We start from the raw sequence: 16,196 nt of genomic DNA, 5'->3' as shown, positions 1-16,196 counted from the left end.
TTTTATGAAGTGTTTCCCTTAAAAATTGTTCAACACAAAAGGGCTGCAGACGCAGCCCTTTTTAATGATACTGATTGATGCTATCCACCGTTGATGATGTCGCATGTCCATTTCCGAATCATCAGCGACTTTGAAATAATAACTTTCCCAAACAGCAGTCAATCGGATAATGATGATGGAGAAGGTTTTATATTAACATTAATTAAAGCTTTAAAAGAGGAAGTATCCCCACATCTTACTGCAAATCCTTTTTATTGTCGGGCTTCATAGTTACTGTGAGTAATGAATGTTCATACTCAAATATCGGCAGCGTAAGTTATTGCTGAATTTTTTATAAAGATTAGAAAAAAAGCAAACCTTATGTAGGTCTGCTTCTTTTCTTAGATAATGGAACTTACTTCTTCAAATGATAGGGCACTGTCGCAACAACCACATTTCTTCTATAAAGCAAGTAGGCCTTAATCAGTAAACTTGATTGGTTATGAAGAATATTGTGCCAGCCTTTCTTCGGAATAAATTGGGGGATTATTACCGTAACTTTATAGTTGGATTCCCTCGCTTTATGTTCAACTGTATCTACAAATTTAGTTAATGGCTGAATGATACTTCTGTAATAAGAATTCAGTGTAACTAGCCTTACATCTGGTTGCCACTTCTTCCATTTTTCTTCGAATTTCTTTTCATCTTCTCTTTCAAAAGCGACATAAACGGCAATGACCTGATGTGCAGATAGAGATTTTGCATAATTTAAAGAGTTCTCAACCACATGAGTTATACCGGCCACAGGTACGATAATGATATTTCCTTCAATTGGCAAGATCGGCTCACAAGTTGTAATCCTTAATTGGTCACCAACTGCTTCATAATGCTTTCTGATTCGATGAAAAATTAACAGGATAATAGGTATAAAAATCAAAACAGGCCAAACCTGAGTAAACTTGGTCAAGAAGAATATCATCGTGACGATAAAGCTAATAATGGCACCAATTGAATTAATGGTTAATTTCAACATCCAGCCTTTTGGCTTTTCGCGAATCCATTTAACAATCATCCCGGTCTGGGACAGAGTAAATGGAATGAATACCCCTACGGCATAAAGCGGAATGAGATTTTCTGTATGTCCTTCAAATGAGACTATCAAGATGATGGATGCAAGTCCCAGTATGATTATTCCATTGGAATATCCTAATCGGTCCCCTCTAATTGTAAACGCCCTTGGTATGAATTTATCTTTTGCAAGATTCACCGCAAGCAAGGGGAAAGCGGAATAGCCAGTATTGGCAGCAAGTATCAAGATCAATGCAGTCGTACCTTGAATGAAGAAATACATGAAATTCCGGCCAAAGATCTCTTCAGCAATCTGCGAGACGACCGTTACCTCTGCGCTAGGAACAATGCTTAAATAGTAGGCTAAGAATACGATTCCCGTAAATAATACTGCCAGTAAGGAACCCATAGCTATTAAAGTTTTTGCAGCATTATTCGGTGCTGGATCTTTAAAGTTCGGGATTGCATTGGAAATCGCTTCGACTCCTGTCAATGCGGAGCTTCCTGATGCAAATGCTCTTAGCAGTATAAATAAGCTGATGCCGGCTACCGGAGTCCCGATTGACGCATGCAATTCCGGTGAGACTCCTCCCGTCAGGATCTTGTAAATTCCAACCCCAATCAAGATGAACAGGGCTAAAACGAATAGATACACCGGATAGGCCAAAACAGAGGCCGACTCCGTAACCCCCCGCAGGTTCAGGATTGTAAGCAGAATGACGAAAATGATGGCTATGCCTACATTATATGAATGAAGGCTGGGAAAAGCGGATGTGATGGCATCCGTACCTGCAGAAACACTTACAGCCACAGTTAATATATAATCGACCAATAAGGATCCTCCAGCTATCAGCCCTGGATTGACTCCTAAATTGTTTTTTGAAACCACATAGGCTCCCCCGCCATGAGGATAAGCAAAAATGATTTGTCTATAGGACAAGATCAATGCAGCCAACAGTAACAATACTCCGATGGCGATGGGTATGGAATACCAGAATGCCGCAGCACCGACCGTGATCAGAACGATCAATATTTGCTCCGGCCCATAAGCAACCGAAGACAAAGCATCAGAAGATAATATCGCCAACGCCTTTGTTTTGTTAAGCTTTTGTTCACCAAGTGCATTTGATTTTAAAGGTCTCCCAATCAAGAACCTCTTTATAGAAGATAACATCAAGTATTCACCACCATATTAAATTTATAAGTTTATGTTACCCAGCTGTAGCAAAAAACAAGACAAACAGAAAAATGCCTACAAGTCATAGCTAAATAGACCTGTAGACATCAATTTTTTTGTCTAACAAGCTCCACCTTCCTTCTCATATAACGCTTACGAGGTTAGCTGTCGGATTCGGACCTAAGAGTAGCCCTACCTTGAAAGGATTCACCCCTTGGATTGTAGTAACAATCCCAATACCGGGTCCCCCGCACCATAAGGTTTAAGCGATTTAGAAATATGAAACTGTTGATTATCATACTCCCGTGAAAAGGAAAAGTAAATGAAAATTTTGCACAGAAATATAATTATTTTTTGTATGCGAGGTTTAATTCTTGACTTATTTAACAAAAGTCATGCAAACACATGATTCGATGGTAGGAAAGGAGGAAAGTAAACGTCTGAAAGGAAGATATTCAAGAAGACAATGAACAAAAGATAGATTCCCCAAAAGGAAAAATGAAGTAACGTGATGGATCAAGTAAAACAGATCTGCCCCAGCTTGGATAGTCATTAAATCAGAATTTTCGCTTTCCGATTCCATTTTTTATTCCCGTCCATTCGGGGGCATTATTCCACTGATCTACGCTATTTAGTTCCTTCCTTCTTGAATTGGCCTCAAATTGCTTTTTTTAAAGACAAAGTATTTCTGGCCAAGATAGTTAAGCACTGTATAAAAGATTGTTCCTATCAGAACAGCCAAATTTTGTTGTATGGATAAATGAACGGTTCCTTCCAGTGATTCTGCAATGGCTTGGCCTATAGAATAAGCGGCGGAATAACAAATCAGGATGACGCAAAAGAAACGGGCAACTCCTCGCCGCCATTCTATATCGCTTTTAAAGGTAAAAGTCCTGTTCAAAAGAAAACTCGTTACAGCTCCCGTACCATTGCCGATAAAGGTGGAGATCCAGTAAGATAATTCAAGAGCATTCATGAGAAAAAGCATGATGGAAAGTCCAACCGCTGTATTGACTATTCCAACCAATAAAAAGCGGATAAAGGAGTTAGTTTGTTTTAGATAGTTTTTCAATACTGTTCCGTTCATTTTCTAATTGCTCCCGTTTTTTAAAATCGAGCGGATTAAATAGATCAAGATCAACAATATATTTAGGCCGGCGTTTGGATTCATTATAGATTTTTCCGATATACTCCCCAATCAACCCGACAGCAATCAACTGTAGTCCACCGATCAACCATATGGAGGTGATCAATGAGGTCCAGCCAGTTTCGGTCTGCCCATAAAATTTCAACCATAAAAAGTAAGACCCAAAGAGTAAGCTAATGAAAAAGGAAAGACATCCTAGCCATAATACAAGCCGGATCGGTGTAACTGAAAAGGAAGTAATGCCATCAAGTGCAAAAGCAACCATCTTCTTAAATGGATATTTCGTTTCCCCGGCCAATCTTTCTTTACGGTCATAATAAACAGAGTCCGTCTTAAACCCAATGAGCGGTACAATCCCCCGTAAAAAAAGATTCGTTTCATCAAAGCGTTCCAACTCCATGATCGCCCTTTTGCTCATTAGCCGGAAATCGGCATGATTATAGACAAGGTTAACCCCCATCTTGTTCATTAATTTATAAAAGCCTGTTGCAGATGTTCGTTTAAAGAATGAATCAAGGTCCCTTTTCTGGCGGACACCATATACGATTTCACATCCTTCATTGAATTTACGAATGAATTCCGGGATGACTTGAATATCATCCTGTAAATCTGCATCAATGGAAATCACACAATCTGAGGCTTCCTTGGCTGTAAACAACCCAGCCAGAAGTGCATTTTGATGTCCAGCATTCCGGGAAAGCTTTAGCCCGCGAACATATTCATTATTAATCGTTTCTTTGTAAATGATCCTCCAAGTTTGATCCTTGCTCCCATCATCGACAAACAAAATTTTACTTTGACCGGAAACAACGTTTTCATCGACCAACCCCCTCATCAATCCACAAAGCTGGGAAATCGTTTCCTGCAAAACGCTTTCTTCGTTATAACAAGGTACAACAATCGTTACAATCGGTGAATTCATTCTATTCCCCCCTTTTCACATGACTCTGTATAAATGGATTTTCCATACGCTTCCTTTTTTCGTGAAAACCCTATCCAGCACCAATCCGTTTTCCTTCGCGTTGTTGATTGGGATGGCAGAAAATATATACGTACCGCCTAATCCTTTAAACGCATCCATGTTGAGGTCCAAATTTTCCAGCTCTTTCTTCGAGCCTTTCTTGAACATATAATGCTTCCCAAGCTCATCGGTAAATAGGTAACAACGTCCTCCCCATTCATCAAAATAGATTCTGATGTTTTTATTCTTAGCCAATTCGTTATCAATTATTTGACGAAATTGATGTTTGTAAGAAAGCGGATAAAAATTGTTATAGCTATCGAGCGTGTAAAATCCATTATATTGAGCGATTGCGGGATGCAGCCCAATGCTGGCAACACGATATTCTTCTTGTGGACGGTCAATATGATCTTTTATTTCCTGAAAAAGGCTTTCTGAATAGAACTCTTTAAAAGTTGGCTTTTTATTGTGGCTGATTTCCTCATTGAAACCGATTAAAATCAGTATTTGAACGGCGATGAAAATAGAAAGGGTTTTCTTAGCATAGTCGCTGTATTCCCAAATGATTTTTATTGCAAGGGCAAACCCCAAGTAAATGATCATCGGCCTTAAAAAGTGAAATCTGGCAAAGTTAAAAGTATCCAGAGTGTGAAACCTTTCCGTTAAAGGAAGCCAGCCTTTATAAAACCAAAATGCGTACCACGCTGAGAGCATAACATTCAAGCCGAATAAAAAAACATATACCTTTTCCTGTCTCCACAATTTTTTTGTCAGAATAATATAAAGGGCAAAGACTGTAACCGGCAGAATGATAAGCGCATGTACAGTCATGACATGCGTATGTCCAAGAACGAAATTTTTGAAAGTAAGCTTAATGACCCAATCGAGCGGCAGCCTTGCGTGAAAATATTCATCTCTGCTGTTTGGCTCCGAATCAAAAATGAATGAAGCGACCAAACGATACTCCACCAAACCAAAAATGACGGTCATATAAACGATCGAAAGAAGAAACGTTATATTCCATCCTTTTCCCCTGATTACATCCGTTAGCCAAAGAAAGCCCATTGCAACAAGAAAAAAGAAAAAGCCAAGCACGATGCTTGAATAAAGCGGTAAAAGTGTAAGGACCAAATAATTCTTCCAAGAATGATCCTTGCTGCGGATATTCAAAAAAGCCCAAAGGGCTAAAGGCATCCCAAGTGTACTGAGCATTCCCGATGGCCAAAATGGGGTAAGGGCAAAAGCTAAGGATGTTCCAACCCTAATCCAACCTGATTGTCTTCCTGTAACCAAATGTTCCTTCAATAAGATATACATACCAAAGAATGCAATAAACCTTGTTAATGCCTGGCTTATTGCATAAGCAACCATTGTCGGAAAAAGAGCATGAAGCCACACGATAATACTGAACTCACTGCCAAAAGCATTACGGGGCAGCCCATTCATAATCTGCGGAATTCTGGCGTCAATTGCACCGAATAACTCACCGCTTTCTGAAAGGACTTTATACCAGGCAAGGTTGGAATCCAAATTATCATGTACGCGAATATGCGCATTTTCTCCAAGGATGATTAAGGGGGAAAGATATAAAACAATGATGAGTAAGGCAAAAAGGATTTGTTTTCTCTCTTGATTTTCAATTGGCAAAATATCCACCTCTTGATTAAATTCATATATCCATAATATTTGGCTTCGAAGGTAAATCTATTCTTTTTAAGGGATTTATTTTAACCTATTTTGATATAGGTCAACCAATGACCACATAAAATGCAATAAGCATATAAAAGAACCTTAAAAAGGGGCTGGGCTATGATAAGGAAAGCGGTGATTCCAGCAGCCGGTTTAGGAACACGATTTTTGCCTGCTACGAAAGCTCAACCAAAGGAAATGCTGCCGATTGTCGATAAGCCGACCATTCAATATATTATCGAAGAAGCGGTACAATCAGGGATTACGGATATTATCATCGTTACGGGTAAAAACAAACGTGCCATCGAAGATCATTTCGATAAGTCGATTGAGCTTGAAATGCTTCTGCAAATGAAAGGTCAAAATGATCTGCTTAAGATCGTGGAGAACATTTCCAACATGGTCGATATCCACTATGTAAGGCAAAAGGAACCTTTAGGTCTGGGTCATGCAGTTTTATGTGCCAAAACTTTTATCGGAGACGAACCTTTTGCCGTCCTGTTAGGGGATGATATCGTGGATAGCCAGGTTCCAGCCTTGAAGCAGTTAATGGAACGGTATAACAAGGTTCGAGCGAGCATTATCGGATGTAAGGAAGTGTCACCAGCCGATGTCTCCAAGTATGGGATCGTAAACTTCCAAGAACGATATGAGGATTTATTTCTGGTAAGAAACTTAGTGGAAAAGCCAAAAGTGGAGGATGCACCATCAACACAGGCGATAATTGGCCGATATATTTTATCACCTGCGATTTTTGAAACCCTTGAAAACGTACAGCCTGATCGTAAGGGGGAGATCCAGCTTACCGAAGCTTTAGACCTTTTGTTAGAAAGGGAACCATTATATTCGTATATCATCGAGGGAAATCGTTATGACGTCGGCGATAAATTCGGCTTCCTTCAAGCTTCAATAGATTTCGCCATGAAACGACCTGAACTTCGTGATCAGCTAATAAAATATTTAAGGCAGTTGTTTCCTTAATGAAGTTAATATAGACCATGCCCAATTACCAAAAAGAGGTGATTGGGCCATTTCCACATCGGATTGACCCCTTTGGTTGTAAAATGATCCACTTACCATAATCCTCTAAGTAAAATATAACTGTTTATGCTTCCATAAAATGTTACAGCAGAAAAAGTGGAACAGAGAAAGAATAGTTTTCTATAAGTGAGGTTATGTTGATAACATATCCTTCATGATTGTTCCAAACACACGATATCCAGAAAGGATTGTCACATGCACAATAAAGCAAATAATCCAATAATATCTGATGAATTTTTAGAAAAAGTGGTTAAGGAAATCAATGCACAATTTGGCGGGCCCATCAATGAAAAAAATGATCGTTTCCAACATGGGGGCGATGATGAAAGAAGTTGAATTGAATCCCCCATCATTAATCTAAAGCTCTCATGAAAAACCCTGGCTATATTCATCCAGGGTTTTTTCGCTGTAACTTTATTTCTTCAATAGAATTATCAGCCCTTTCTTTAATGACTTGTCCAAACCAATTTAGCTTATCCTCATACAATGATTACATGTAAGTATTTTAAAGAAAGGGGAAAAACTTCATTGAGCCACGCTGATGATGTCTTCCGCACTTCTCAAATGGTTCCAAAAGGAAGGCTGGTTTCCGGACATACAAAAGAGTTCCAAACAGATCCCATTGGGTTCCTGACCCGATTGTCCAAGGAATATGGGGAAGTCGCTAAATTCCGTTTAGGACCATTCCAAACTGTTTATCACGTTTTAAATCCTGATTTAATCAAACAAATACTTGTAACAAAACAACAATCTTTCGTCAAATCCAAGGACTTCAATCTATTAAAACCGCTTATCGGTGAAGGTCTGCTTACAAGCGAAAAAGACTTTCATATGCGACAGAGAAGGCTTATCCAACCCTCTTTCAAAAAGACTCATATTAGCCAATATGCCAAGGATATGATTGATGTCACAATGGATTATATATCAACTTGGCAACATGATGATGAACGGAGTATAACGAAGGATATGATGAACATCACTCTCGGGATAATCAGCAAGACCATGTTCAGCATGGAATTCAAGGATGGATATGAAATCGTAGGGAAACCTCTGGAAACTGCATTGAGAATAACAGTCAAAAGGATGAGAAAGATTTTCCGTATGCCATTATGGGTACCGACTAAAATCAACCGTGAATATAAAAAGGCGATACAAAGGCTTGATAAAGTGATTTACGGCATTATTGAAAAACGGAAGAACGACACTGTAAAACATGAAGACATGCTAGGGATCTTGATGGACGCCCGTGATGCCGACGACGGGTTAGGCATGACAAGCCATCAGGTCCGTGATGAATTAATGACTATTTTTCTTGCCGGTCATGAAACGACAGCAAATGCTCTTTCCTGGGCACTGTATGCAATTTCGAAGCATCCGGAAATTCAAGCCAAGCTTTTCCATGAAGTCAATAGCATAATCGGTCAACGGACACCCAAGCCTGAAGATTTCATGAAATTACAATACACTCAAAATATCATTCATGAAACACTTCGCTTTTACCCGCCACTGTATATCTTATCCCGTGATGTGACGGAGGATGTCACAATAGGAGGATATCGCTTTAAAAAAGGCGATATGATACTAATAAGTTCTTATGTGATGCAGCATAATCCAGAGTATTTTGATCAACCGGAATCATTTATCCCTGAGCGATTTGAAAATAACTTTATGAAAAGCCTGCCTGCGTTCGCTTACTTTCCATTTGGCGGAGGGCCGCGGGTTTGTATTGGCAATCACTTTGCCATGATGGAAGCGGTGTTTGTCCTGGCCTGCATTGCAAAGCGGTATAGGATAAAGCTTGCACCTGACCACCATGAAGTGACCCCCCTTCCCTCCCTCACACTAAGACCCAAGAATGGACTGCGCATGGTGTTAGAAGAAAGAACTGCAGAAGCCTTTGAACCTGATGCATCCAATTTTTAGTAATAGGAGTCTTTTCCTAATAAATATCGTTGTAATAACTGGCCTATCCTTTTAGAAAGGAGGGATGAAAAAATGTATTTGCTCCATTCACCACGGAAAGGAATCATCCACACTGAATTGCACTATTTAGGAATGGCCTCACAGGTATATACCGGTTATCTGCAATTTTTAAGCGAAATTGAACCGAAACAAGAAACCGAATACCTACAGGCGCCGCTCCCCTTTTCATATGGGAACGGATAGTTTCCCGCTTGTACCTTATATTAAAGAAAAACCGACCTTAAAAGGTCGGTTTTTTGTTATTCTGCAGTATGTTCCATAACCCTGGCCCTCGCAGCCCCCCAAATGCTGGCTGCAACAATCCTGATAGGATAAACTAAGCGACTACGAATATTAAGGACTGAAACTGATTCCATAACTTATTTACTACGAAACAAATGACAGTAATAATGCAATTAAATAGAATTATATTTCTCTCTTTTCAATATGTATTTTAAAGAATGAAGAATTGCCAATTCATCCCTAAAAATTCACCTAGCAGTTTTTTGCTTTGATTCATTTCATAAAATCCAATATTTTTAGATAACCTTTTTCGCCGGTTGGAAATCCATTCCCCTTCACCGGCCTAAATTGACTTTTTTCCGATTCATGATATATTAATATAGCACTTTAGTACGTGAAAGCGTTCAATAATAGAAGAAACTTTTAAGTTTTTACTGATAGACTATTTTATTAAAATTATGAAAGAAAGGCTTGCTTGAATATAATGGAGAAGACTCATCAAGATCTAAAAAAGGGCCTATTGCCGAGGCATGTCCAGTTCATTGCTTTAGCCGGAATGATAGGAACGGGGATTTTTAAGGGGAGTTCCGATACATTAAATATGGCAGGCCCAAGTGTTGTAATAGCCTATTTAATAGGGGGGCTATTGTTATTCATTGTAATGGCCGCATTAGGGGAGATGGCAACCGCTTTTCCTAATATGAACGTACAACATCTCATTAATAAAGCTTTTGGGTTTCAACTATCCTTCATTGTCGGATGGCTCTATTGGTTCAATTGGATTATCGTAATCATTGTAGAAATAGTCGCAGCCGGCAGTTTTCTACAATATTGGTTTCCTACAGTATCATTATGGCTGTTAAGCATACTTTGCGCTTCAGTAATAATAGGAATTAATTTGTTTCAAGTAAAATACTATGGAGAACTCGAATTTTGGTTCGCAGGAATTAAAATAATAACCTTAATTGCTTTTATCATTTTAGGAGCTATGATCATGCTAGGACTCTTTCCTAGTTCGGCTTCATTTTCTAATTACACGGAACATGGTGGTTTTTTCCCCCAAGGAATTGACGGAATGTTAAGTGCACTTTTAGTGGTAATGTTTTCATATGGGGGTGCAGAATTAATTGGTGTAGCCGTCACGGAAACAAAGGATAGTCAGCGAGTCATACCAAAAATCATAAAAGGAACAGTATGGCGGGTGATTCTTTTCTATGTCTTGCCGATACTTATCATTTGCGGAGTAATACCTTGGAACCAAGTAAGCACTGAAGTAAGTCCTTTCGTTCAGGTTTTCAGCTTATCGGGTCTTCCCGGAGCCGCCGATATCATGAATTTCGTTCTTTTAACCGCTGTCTTATCAGCTGCAAATTCAGGTATATACGCTACCTCAAGGACACTGTTCACTCTTTCCCAGAACGGGGAAGCGCCCAAGGCATTTTTAAAAACAACGAAAAAGGGTATCCCGCTAAATGGAATATTTTTAACTACATTATGCATATTGGATGGTGTGTTTTTATCCTATTTGTTTCCCGACCTGATTTTAAGCTACCTTATGGCCATTCCTGGATTCACGGTTTTATTATTGTGGATCAGTATTTGTTCCGCGCAATTGAAACTGCGTAAGCAATACACTGGCAAACCAGGATTCCGGGTAAAATGGTACCCATATACAACTTTATTAGCCATCACGGCTTTAAGCATTATCTTTTTGGCATTTCTCTTTAATAAGCAAAACTTCATCGGGACTACAGTATGTCTTGTCACGTTAGTGATATTCATCCTTCTCTCATTTATTGTCAAACAAAAAAAATAGAAATATTATCCCCCCCTGAATTTTATTAGGGATTTCAGACTGAAAGCAAACTCGATGAAAATCGAGTTTGCCTTCAGTCTTTTTAGTTTTCCACTCAAGAAACTCACTTATCGCGGGCGGTCCGGAAGTCCCCTCGGCACCTTTGCGCCTGCGGGGGCTCCCTACTCGCTTTTCCCGCAGGAGTCTCGAACACCCGCTCCAATCAAATTTGTTTTAAAAGAAATAACACCTTTTGTCTACAAACTAATAACAAAGGAGAATCGGAATAGTCTAACATCGACGATGGAAAGGGAACGGATTTCTGAAATCAACTGCAATTTTTTCAAGAATATACCCATTTTCAACATACATATGTTAAAATAACCAATGAACCAATCATCCTACAAATTCGAGGTGTGTATCTTGACCATATCTAAAACAAATCGCTTATCACTTGTAGAACAGGTGGTTTCCCAAATCGAATCGTTAATCGAATCAGGTGAATGGAAAATAGGAAATCAAATTCCCCCTGAAATGGATTTGATCCAACAGTTCGATGTAAGCAGAAATACATTAAGGGAAGCTGTACGATCACTTGTTTATGCAGGGCTTTTAGTAACGAAACAAGGAAAGGGGACATTCGTAAGGTCATCAAGTGCCTTGGGGGCAGCATTTGAAAGAAGAATCCAGCAGTCAAGTATATTAGAAACGTTAGAGGTCCGTCATGCCCTTGAAAGAGAAGGAGCCCAGTTGGCGGCATTAAGACGTAATCAAGAAGATATAGAACAATTGCGGTTTCATATATCCGCCTGCAGTAGAGCTGCCGAAGCAAAGGATATCAAGGCCTACGAAGAAGCGGATATACAGTTACATAAATCGATTATGGTTTCATCACATAATGATTTATTGATTGATTTGTACGAACATATGGAACACTCCCTGCATGAATCCATCCATCAGATAGTGGTGATGAGTTCTGATGTGAACTTTCATTTGAACATTCATTGCAAACTTGTGGATGCCATCATCGAACAAGATGTGAACCGGGCAATCGAAACAGTTAATGAATACATTGCACAATTCAAAAAATCTTTAGAGTAAGTAAGGAGGAGATTATGGGCATTCATCAAGCGGCAAATCAACTAGAACAAAGAAAAGTGGATATTAAACCCAGATTAGGACTGCTCATCATCGGAATCATTCTTCTTGGGGCAAATCTGAGGGCTCCCTTAACATCGGTTGGACCCCTTGTCACTTCGATCCGTGATAACTTGGGGATTTCCAATACATTATCAGGTTCATTAACGACATTGCCTTTGCTTTCCTTCGCTTTATTATCACCGTTTGCACCTAGGATAGCACGGCGTTTTGGAATGGAGCTTACACTTTTCCTTTCCTTGGTATTATTAACGATCGGAATTGGGATACGCTCAGTTGGCGGAGTGCCGACATTGTTCATAGGCACCATTTTAATCGGGTTAGCCATTGCAATAGGCAACGTTTTGTTACCCAGTCTGATTAAACATAACTTTGCCAGGAACATCGGTTTGATGACAGGAACCTATGCTGTTTCCATGAATTTATGCGGCGCATTAGGTTCTGGGATCAGCATTCCCCTTGCTTCTTCATCCGGATTGGGATGGGCTGGTGCCCTTGGATGTTGGGGGATTTTATCACTTATTACAGTTTTCTTATGGATGCCGCAATTAAGACGGCCATTCAACTCAGGTAAGGATGTACAAACGGCGCAAAAGGATAAAAAGATTAACTTATGGCGTTCTGGTTTAGCCTGGCAAATTACATTCTTCATGGGTTTGCAATCGTTTATTTTCTATACAGTAATTACCTGGATGCCTGAAATCCTGGAGCAAAAAGGCCTGAATGCTGATGAAGCTGGCTGGATGCTTTCCATCATGCAGCTTGCAGTCATTCCCATAACATTCCTTGTGCCAATTTTAGCTGGGCGCTTACAAAGTCAGCGTCTGTTAGTGGTCCCGCCTGTCATCTTCCTTATATCAGGGATATTCGGAATATTATCCGGAAGCACTCTCTTCATCCCAGTATGCATGATATTGATTGGGATTGGAGTCGGAACCATATTCAGTTTATCGATGATGTTCTTTAGTCTTCGAACGCAAAGCACCCATGAAGCGACGGAATTATCAGGAATGGCACAATCATTCGGGTACCTTTTAGCTGCCATTGGACCGGTATTATTCGGATTGCTTCATGACATTACACACAGCTGGACTCTTCCCTTACTGATGTTGGCCGCTATATCGGCACTTATTTTCATTGTTGGAATGCGTGCAGGAAATAATGAATATGTAACGACTCAATAAAGCCAGTAAAGGTATAAAAGGTTCTAAACGGCAATGGCCCCGGTATTGTACCGGGGCCATTTACATACCAGCCACTGATAGCGGTACGACAGGTTCCTATTCCGTGATTTTAATTACCAATAAGTAGAGAGTGGTCTTTGGTTTAAAGTCTTTGGTTTAAATAGAGAAGGAATGTATGGCGTTCTCGCTTCTCGCTTCGGTCATTTCGCGGCTCCCTTATATTTAGTAAAAATTATCAACCTCAAACTCTGTCAGATAAGAAAGTTTCACCTTCTCCAATTGGAGAAAAAGAAATGACCTAGGCTTAGAGGAGGAAAGTTTATTTGCTGCATATTACGGTTCATTATCATTGGGGTAAAGTACAAAGTGGTTCCGATAACTCATTTACATTCTTTGGACCCTCGCTCAATATCCGAATGATGTACATGCGAAAAAGCCATTGCTTAATGTTGGCAATGGCCTTTGTGTATTTCCTTAATACGAAATAAAACCGAATATTCCGAAAAGGGCGTCCGATGTGAACCGTACGCCTTTTTACCTTCAACTATATTGAATTGAAAAAAAAATTACTCTCCACTCTTCCTATTTTAAGCATACTTCTTACTTTCCTCATCTTTAAAAAAGCTCTTCATTGCATGGAAAACATCAGCCTTTTGCTTAAGGATATAGTACCTGAATTTTTCATTATCGATGTTCTTATAAGCTGTCATCAATGTCGAATGGCGATTGTATTGATTGACTTCCCCGTATCCGAACATATTGGAAACCTTCATGAGTTCTTCAACAAGCTTAACGCATCGGACGTTATCGGATGTTAGGTTATCACCATCGGAAAAGTGAAACGGATAGATATTAAACTTCGCAGGGTCATATTTATGATCAATAAGTTCTAATGCTTTTCGGTATACGGACGAACAAATCGTACCGCCGCTTTCCCCTTTTGAAAAGAAATCCTCTTCCGGAACGACTTTCGCTTCTGTATGATGGGCAATGAACTCGATTTCCACGGTTTCATATTTTGTCCGCAAGAAACGGTTCATCCAAAAGAAAAAGCTTCGAGCCATATATTTTTCCCATAACCCCATACTTCCGGAAGTATCCATCATTGCAAGTACAACTGCTTTGGAATCAGGTTTCTGAACCTCATTCCAGGTTTTGAATTTAAAGTCTTCCTTATAAATAGGGTGAAAACCGGGGTGCCCCCTTAAGGCGTTCCGTTTGAAAGCGGATATCATCGTTTTCTTTTTATCGATATTTCCCATTAGGCCTGTCTTGCGGATGTCGTTGAATTCAATATGTTCAAGAGTGTGCTCCGCATGTTCTTTCTTCTGAAGATTAGGGAGTTCCAGTTGACTGAACAGGGCTTCCTCCAATTCCATCATCGACACTTCGGCTTCATAATAATCCTCGCCGGCCTTGTCACCTGCACCTTGACCCTTACCGGCTCCGGCATCGGACGGTGAGCCATCCCTTGCGACTACATCCCCCACTTTACTGTCTCCATCGCCTTGCCCTACATGTTTGTTCTTATCATAGTTATAACGAATTTTGTATTCATCCAAGGAGCGAATGGGGATCTTGATGACATCCCGGCCATTGGACATTACGATGCTTTCTTCTGAAATTAGATCAGGCAAATTATTCTTGATCGCTTCCTGCACCTTTTCCTGATGACGTTGTTGATCATCATAGCCTTTCCGATGGAGGGTCCAATTTTCCTGTGAGATTACATACTGTTGATTATTCTCTTCCGACATTCTCTTCCCCCCTTAAAAATGTTTGCACGCTTTTCATCATTCCTTCATATAATAAGTTAGTGTGGGAATGCCCACATCATTCCGGTTTTCCATTGAAAAATACAGTGCGAAAAAACGGATGAAAAGAAAAGTATTACTCTATCTTATGCAGCGACGCAGGATAATTTACAACAAAATTAATAATGGATGTTTGCCCATGAACTAGACAAGTCCTGACAGGGGCGTTAAAGCCCTTTAAGGTTATTTCTAAATAAGGAATATAACAAAACGAACAGACCTGATGATTTTCAGGTCTGTTCGTTTTTTCATTCATTGGTAATAGGATCGCTTTAAGCCAGAAGTAATGGAGCAGCAAAAGACTTCCAAGGACATTTAAAAAAAGCAATGGAACACAACAAAAAGGGTGTCCCAGCAGTTTTTCTGGACACCCCTTTTACACAGATAGAATGATTCTGGTTGTGGTTGTGGTATTCGTCAATCCTTTTCTTCCTCTATTTCATGTTGAACTGTACCTGGGCGTTTATCCCACTCTTTCAATTCTTCATTCGTCCTTTGGTTTTCCATCTGCTTTCCAAGTTCTTTCATCTCTTCATAATCCTTAGCCATGGAGCTATTTTCAGGTACATGTTCTTTTTTCAGTTCCTCTTTGCTCATTTGCCATCACCTCTACTTATTGATACCCAATATTACCAAATCCGAAACGTAACATATCTAATGGAAATATGGGGTATAGATAAAACATTATGAGCAAATGTAAGGAGGTGCAAGATCTATGCAAACAACTACCCTTTATGTAAAGGAAGCAACGTCAGAAGGCCCTATTTTAAATCTGGAGTCCATACTTTTGAAAACGGAAGGTGTGGAACGTGCGATCATCGATGTTGATGATGGGGAAATTAAAATTGACCATAGCGAAGAAAAACTATCACCGAATCAACTTATTACACTTATTGAACAGTATGGCTTGAATGTAACTAAATAGAAATCAATAGCACCGGGTTTCCTTCATTCAGAAGGGCCTGGTGCTTTGTTGAG

14 protein-coding genes and 1 riboswitch are annotated in these 16,196 nt (G+C 39.7%); of the genes, 8 read left to right on the top strand and 6 right to left on the bottom strand.

The genetic code is table 11. From position 1 onward, the window contains the following. Positions 1 to 394 precede the first annotated feature (394 nt). From NYE65_RS17115 to NYE65_RS17100, 4 genes are all read right to left on the bottom strand, one after another. Positions 395 to 2,221: an APC family permease gene (locus NYE65_RS17115; protein WP_328176188.1), complete on the bottom strand. Its 1,827-nt coding sequence runs from the start codon at positions 2,219 to 2,221 to the stop codon at positions 395 to 397. 137 nt (positions 2,222 to 2,358) lie between these two features. Beyond that, positions 2,359 to 2,503, bottom strand: a riboswitch (cyclic di-AMP (ydaO/yuaA leader). 352 nt (positions 2,504 to 2,855) lie between these two features. Continuing rightward, positions 2,856 to 3,311 (bottom strand): GtrA family protein, encoded by a 456-nt coding sequence (locus tag NYE65_RS17110; RefSeq protein WP_057275632.1) that lies wholly within the window; start codon positions 3,309 to 3,311, stop codon positions 2,856 to 2,858. Further along, positions 3,271 to 4,293, bottom strand: a complete 1,023-nt coding sequence (locus NYE65_RS17105) for a glycosyltransferase family 2 protein (protein ID WP_057275631.1) — start codon at positions 4,291 to 4,293, stop codon at positions 3,271 to 3,273. The genes NYE65_RS17110 and NYE65_RS17105 overlap by 41 nt, the downstream gene beginning before the upstream one ends. A gap of 15 nt (positions 4,294 to 4,308) precedes the next feature. Further along, on the bottom strand, positions 4,309 to 5,973 hold the full coding sequence (locus NYE65_RS17100) for a DUF6044 family protein (protein WP_340862140.1): 1,665 nt from the start codon (positions 5,971 to 5,973) through the stop codon (positions 4,309 to 4,311). 168 nt (positions 5,974 to 6,141) lie between these two features. Here NYE65_RS17100 and galU point away from each other — a divergent pair, with 168 nt between their 5' ends. The 7 genes from galU to NYE65_RS17065 all read left to right on the top strand — a co-directional run bounded on the left by galU (position 6,142) and on the right by NYE65_RS17065 (position 13,404). Next, positions 6,142 to 7,002 carry a UTP--glucose-1-phosphate uridylyltransferase GalU gene (galU, locus tag NYE65_RS17095; protein WP_340861317.1) on the top strand — a complete coding sequence of 287 codons (861 nt, stop codon included), beginning with the start codon at positions 6,142 to 6,144 and terminating at the stop codon, positions 7,000 to 7,002. 255 nt (positions 7,003 to 7,257) lie between these two features. Beyond that, on the top strand, positions 7,258 to 7,398 hold the full coding sequence (locus NYE65_RS17090) for a hypothetical protein (protein ID WP_191930553.1): 141 nt from the start codon (positions 7,258 to 7,260) through the stop codon (positions 7,396 to 7,398). A gap of 192 nt (positions 7,399 to 7,590) precedes the next feature. Beyond that, positions 7,591 to 8,985, top strand: a complete 1,395-nt coding sequence (locus NYE65_RS17085; RefSeq protein WP_340861316.1) for a cytochrome P450 — start codon at positions 7,591 to 7,593, stop codon at positions 8,983 to 8,985. A gap of 72 nt (positions 8,986 to 9,057) precedes the next feature. Then, the gene (locus NYE65_RS17080) at positions 9,058 to 9,228 is read left to right on the top strand and encodes a hypothetical protein (protein ID WP_153246180.1); all 171 of its coding nucleotides are present in this window, start codon (positions 9,058 to 9,060) and stop codon (positions 9,226 to 9,228) included. 523 nt (positions 9,229 to 9,751) lie between these two features. Then, on the top strand, positions 9,752 to 11,083 hold the full coding sequence (locus tag NYE65_RS17075; RefSeq protein ID WP_340862139.1) for an amino acid permease: 1,332 nt from the start codon (positions 9,752 to 9,754) through the stop codon (positions 11,081 to 11,083). A gap of 402 nt (positions 11,084 to 11,485) precedes the next feature. Then, positions 11,486 to 12,163, top strand: coding sequence for a FadR/GntR family transcriptional regulator (locus NYE65_RS17070; RefSeq protein WP_063577249.1), 678 nt, complete (start codon positions 11,486 to 11,488; stop codon positions 12,161 to 12,163). 14 nt (positions 12,164 to 12,177) lie between these two features. Beyond that, the gene (locus tag NYE65_RS17065; RefSeq protein WP_340861315.1) at positions 12,178 to 13,404 is read left to right on the top strand and encodes a CynX/NimT family MFS transporter; all 1,227 of its coding nucleotides are present in this window, start codon (positions 12,178 to 12,180) and stop codon (positions 13,402 to 13,404) included. A gap of 587 nt (positions 13,405 to 13,991) precedes the next feature. On the opposite strand, the gene yhbH is transcribed toward NYE65_RS17065, so the two are convergent. Together yhbH and NYE65_RS17055 are read right to left on the bottom strand one after the other, a co-directional pair. Next, the gene (gene yhbH, locus NYE65_RS17060; protein ID WP_057275627.1) at positions 13,992 to 15,161 is read right to left on the bottom strand and encodes a sporulation protein YhbH; all 1,170 of its coding nucleotides are present in this window, start codon (positions 15,159 to 15,161) and stop codon (positions 13,992 to 13,994) included. Between the two features lie 474 nt (positions 15,162 to 15,635). Then, positions 15,636 to 15,815, bottom strand: a complete 180-nt coding sequence (locus NYE65_RS17055; RefSeq protein ID WP_034315155.1) for a hypothetical protein — start codon at positions 15,813 to 15,815, stop codon at positions 15,636 to 15,638. A gap of 118 nt (positions 15,816 to 15,933) precedes the next feature. Between NYE65_RS17055 and NYE65_RS17050 the strand changes: the two genes are divergently transcribed. Further along, positions 15,934 to 16,143 carry a metal ABC transporter ATPase gene (locus NYE65_RS17050; RefSeq protein ID WP_034315156.1) on the top strand — a complete coding sequence of 70 codons (210 nt, stop codon included), beginning with the start codon at positions 15,934 to 15,936 and terminating at the stop codon, positions 16,141 to 16,143. Positions 16,144 to 16,196 lie beyond the last annotated feature (53 nt).

Source organism: Peribacillus sp. FSL R5-0717 (assembly GCF_038002945.1).
GTDB lineage: Bacteria > Bacillota > Bacilli > Bacillales > DSM-1321 > Peribacillus > Peribacillus frigoritolerans.
Note: the sequence above shows the minus strand (reverse complement) of the source record. Positions and strands in the feature narration are given on the sequence as shown.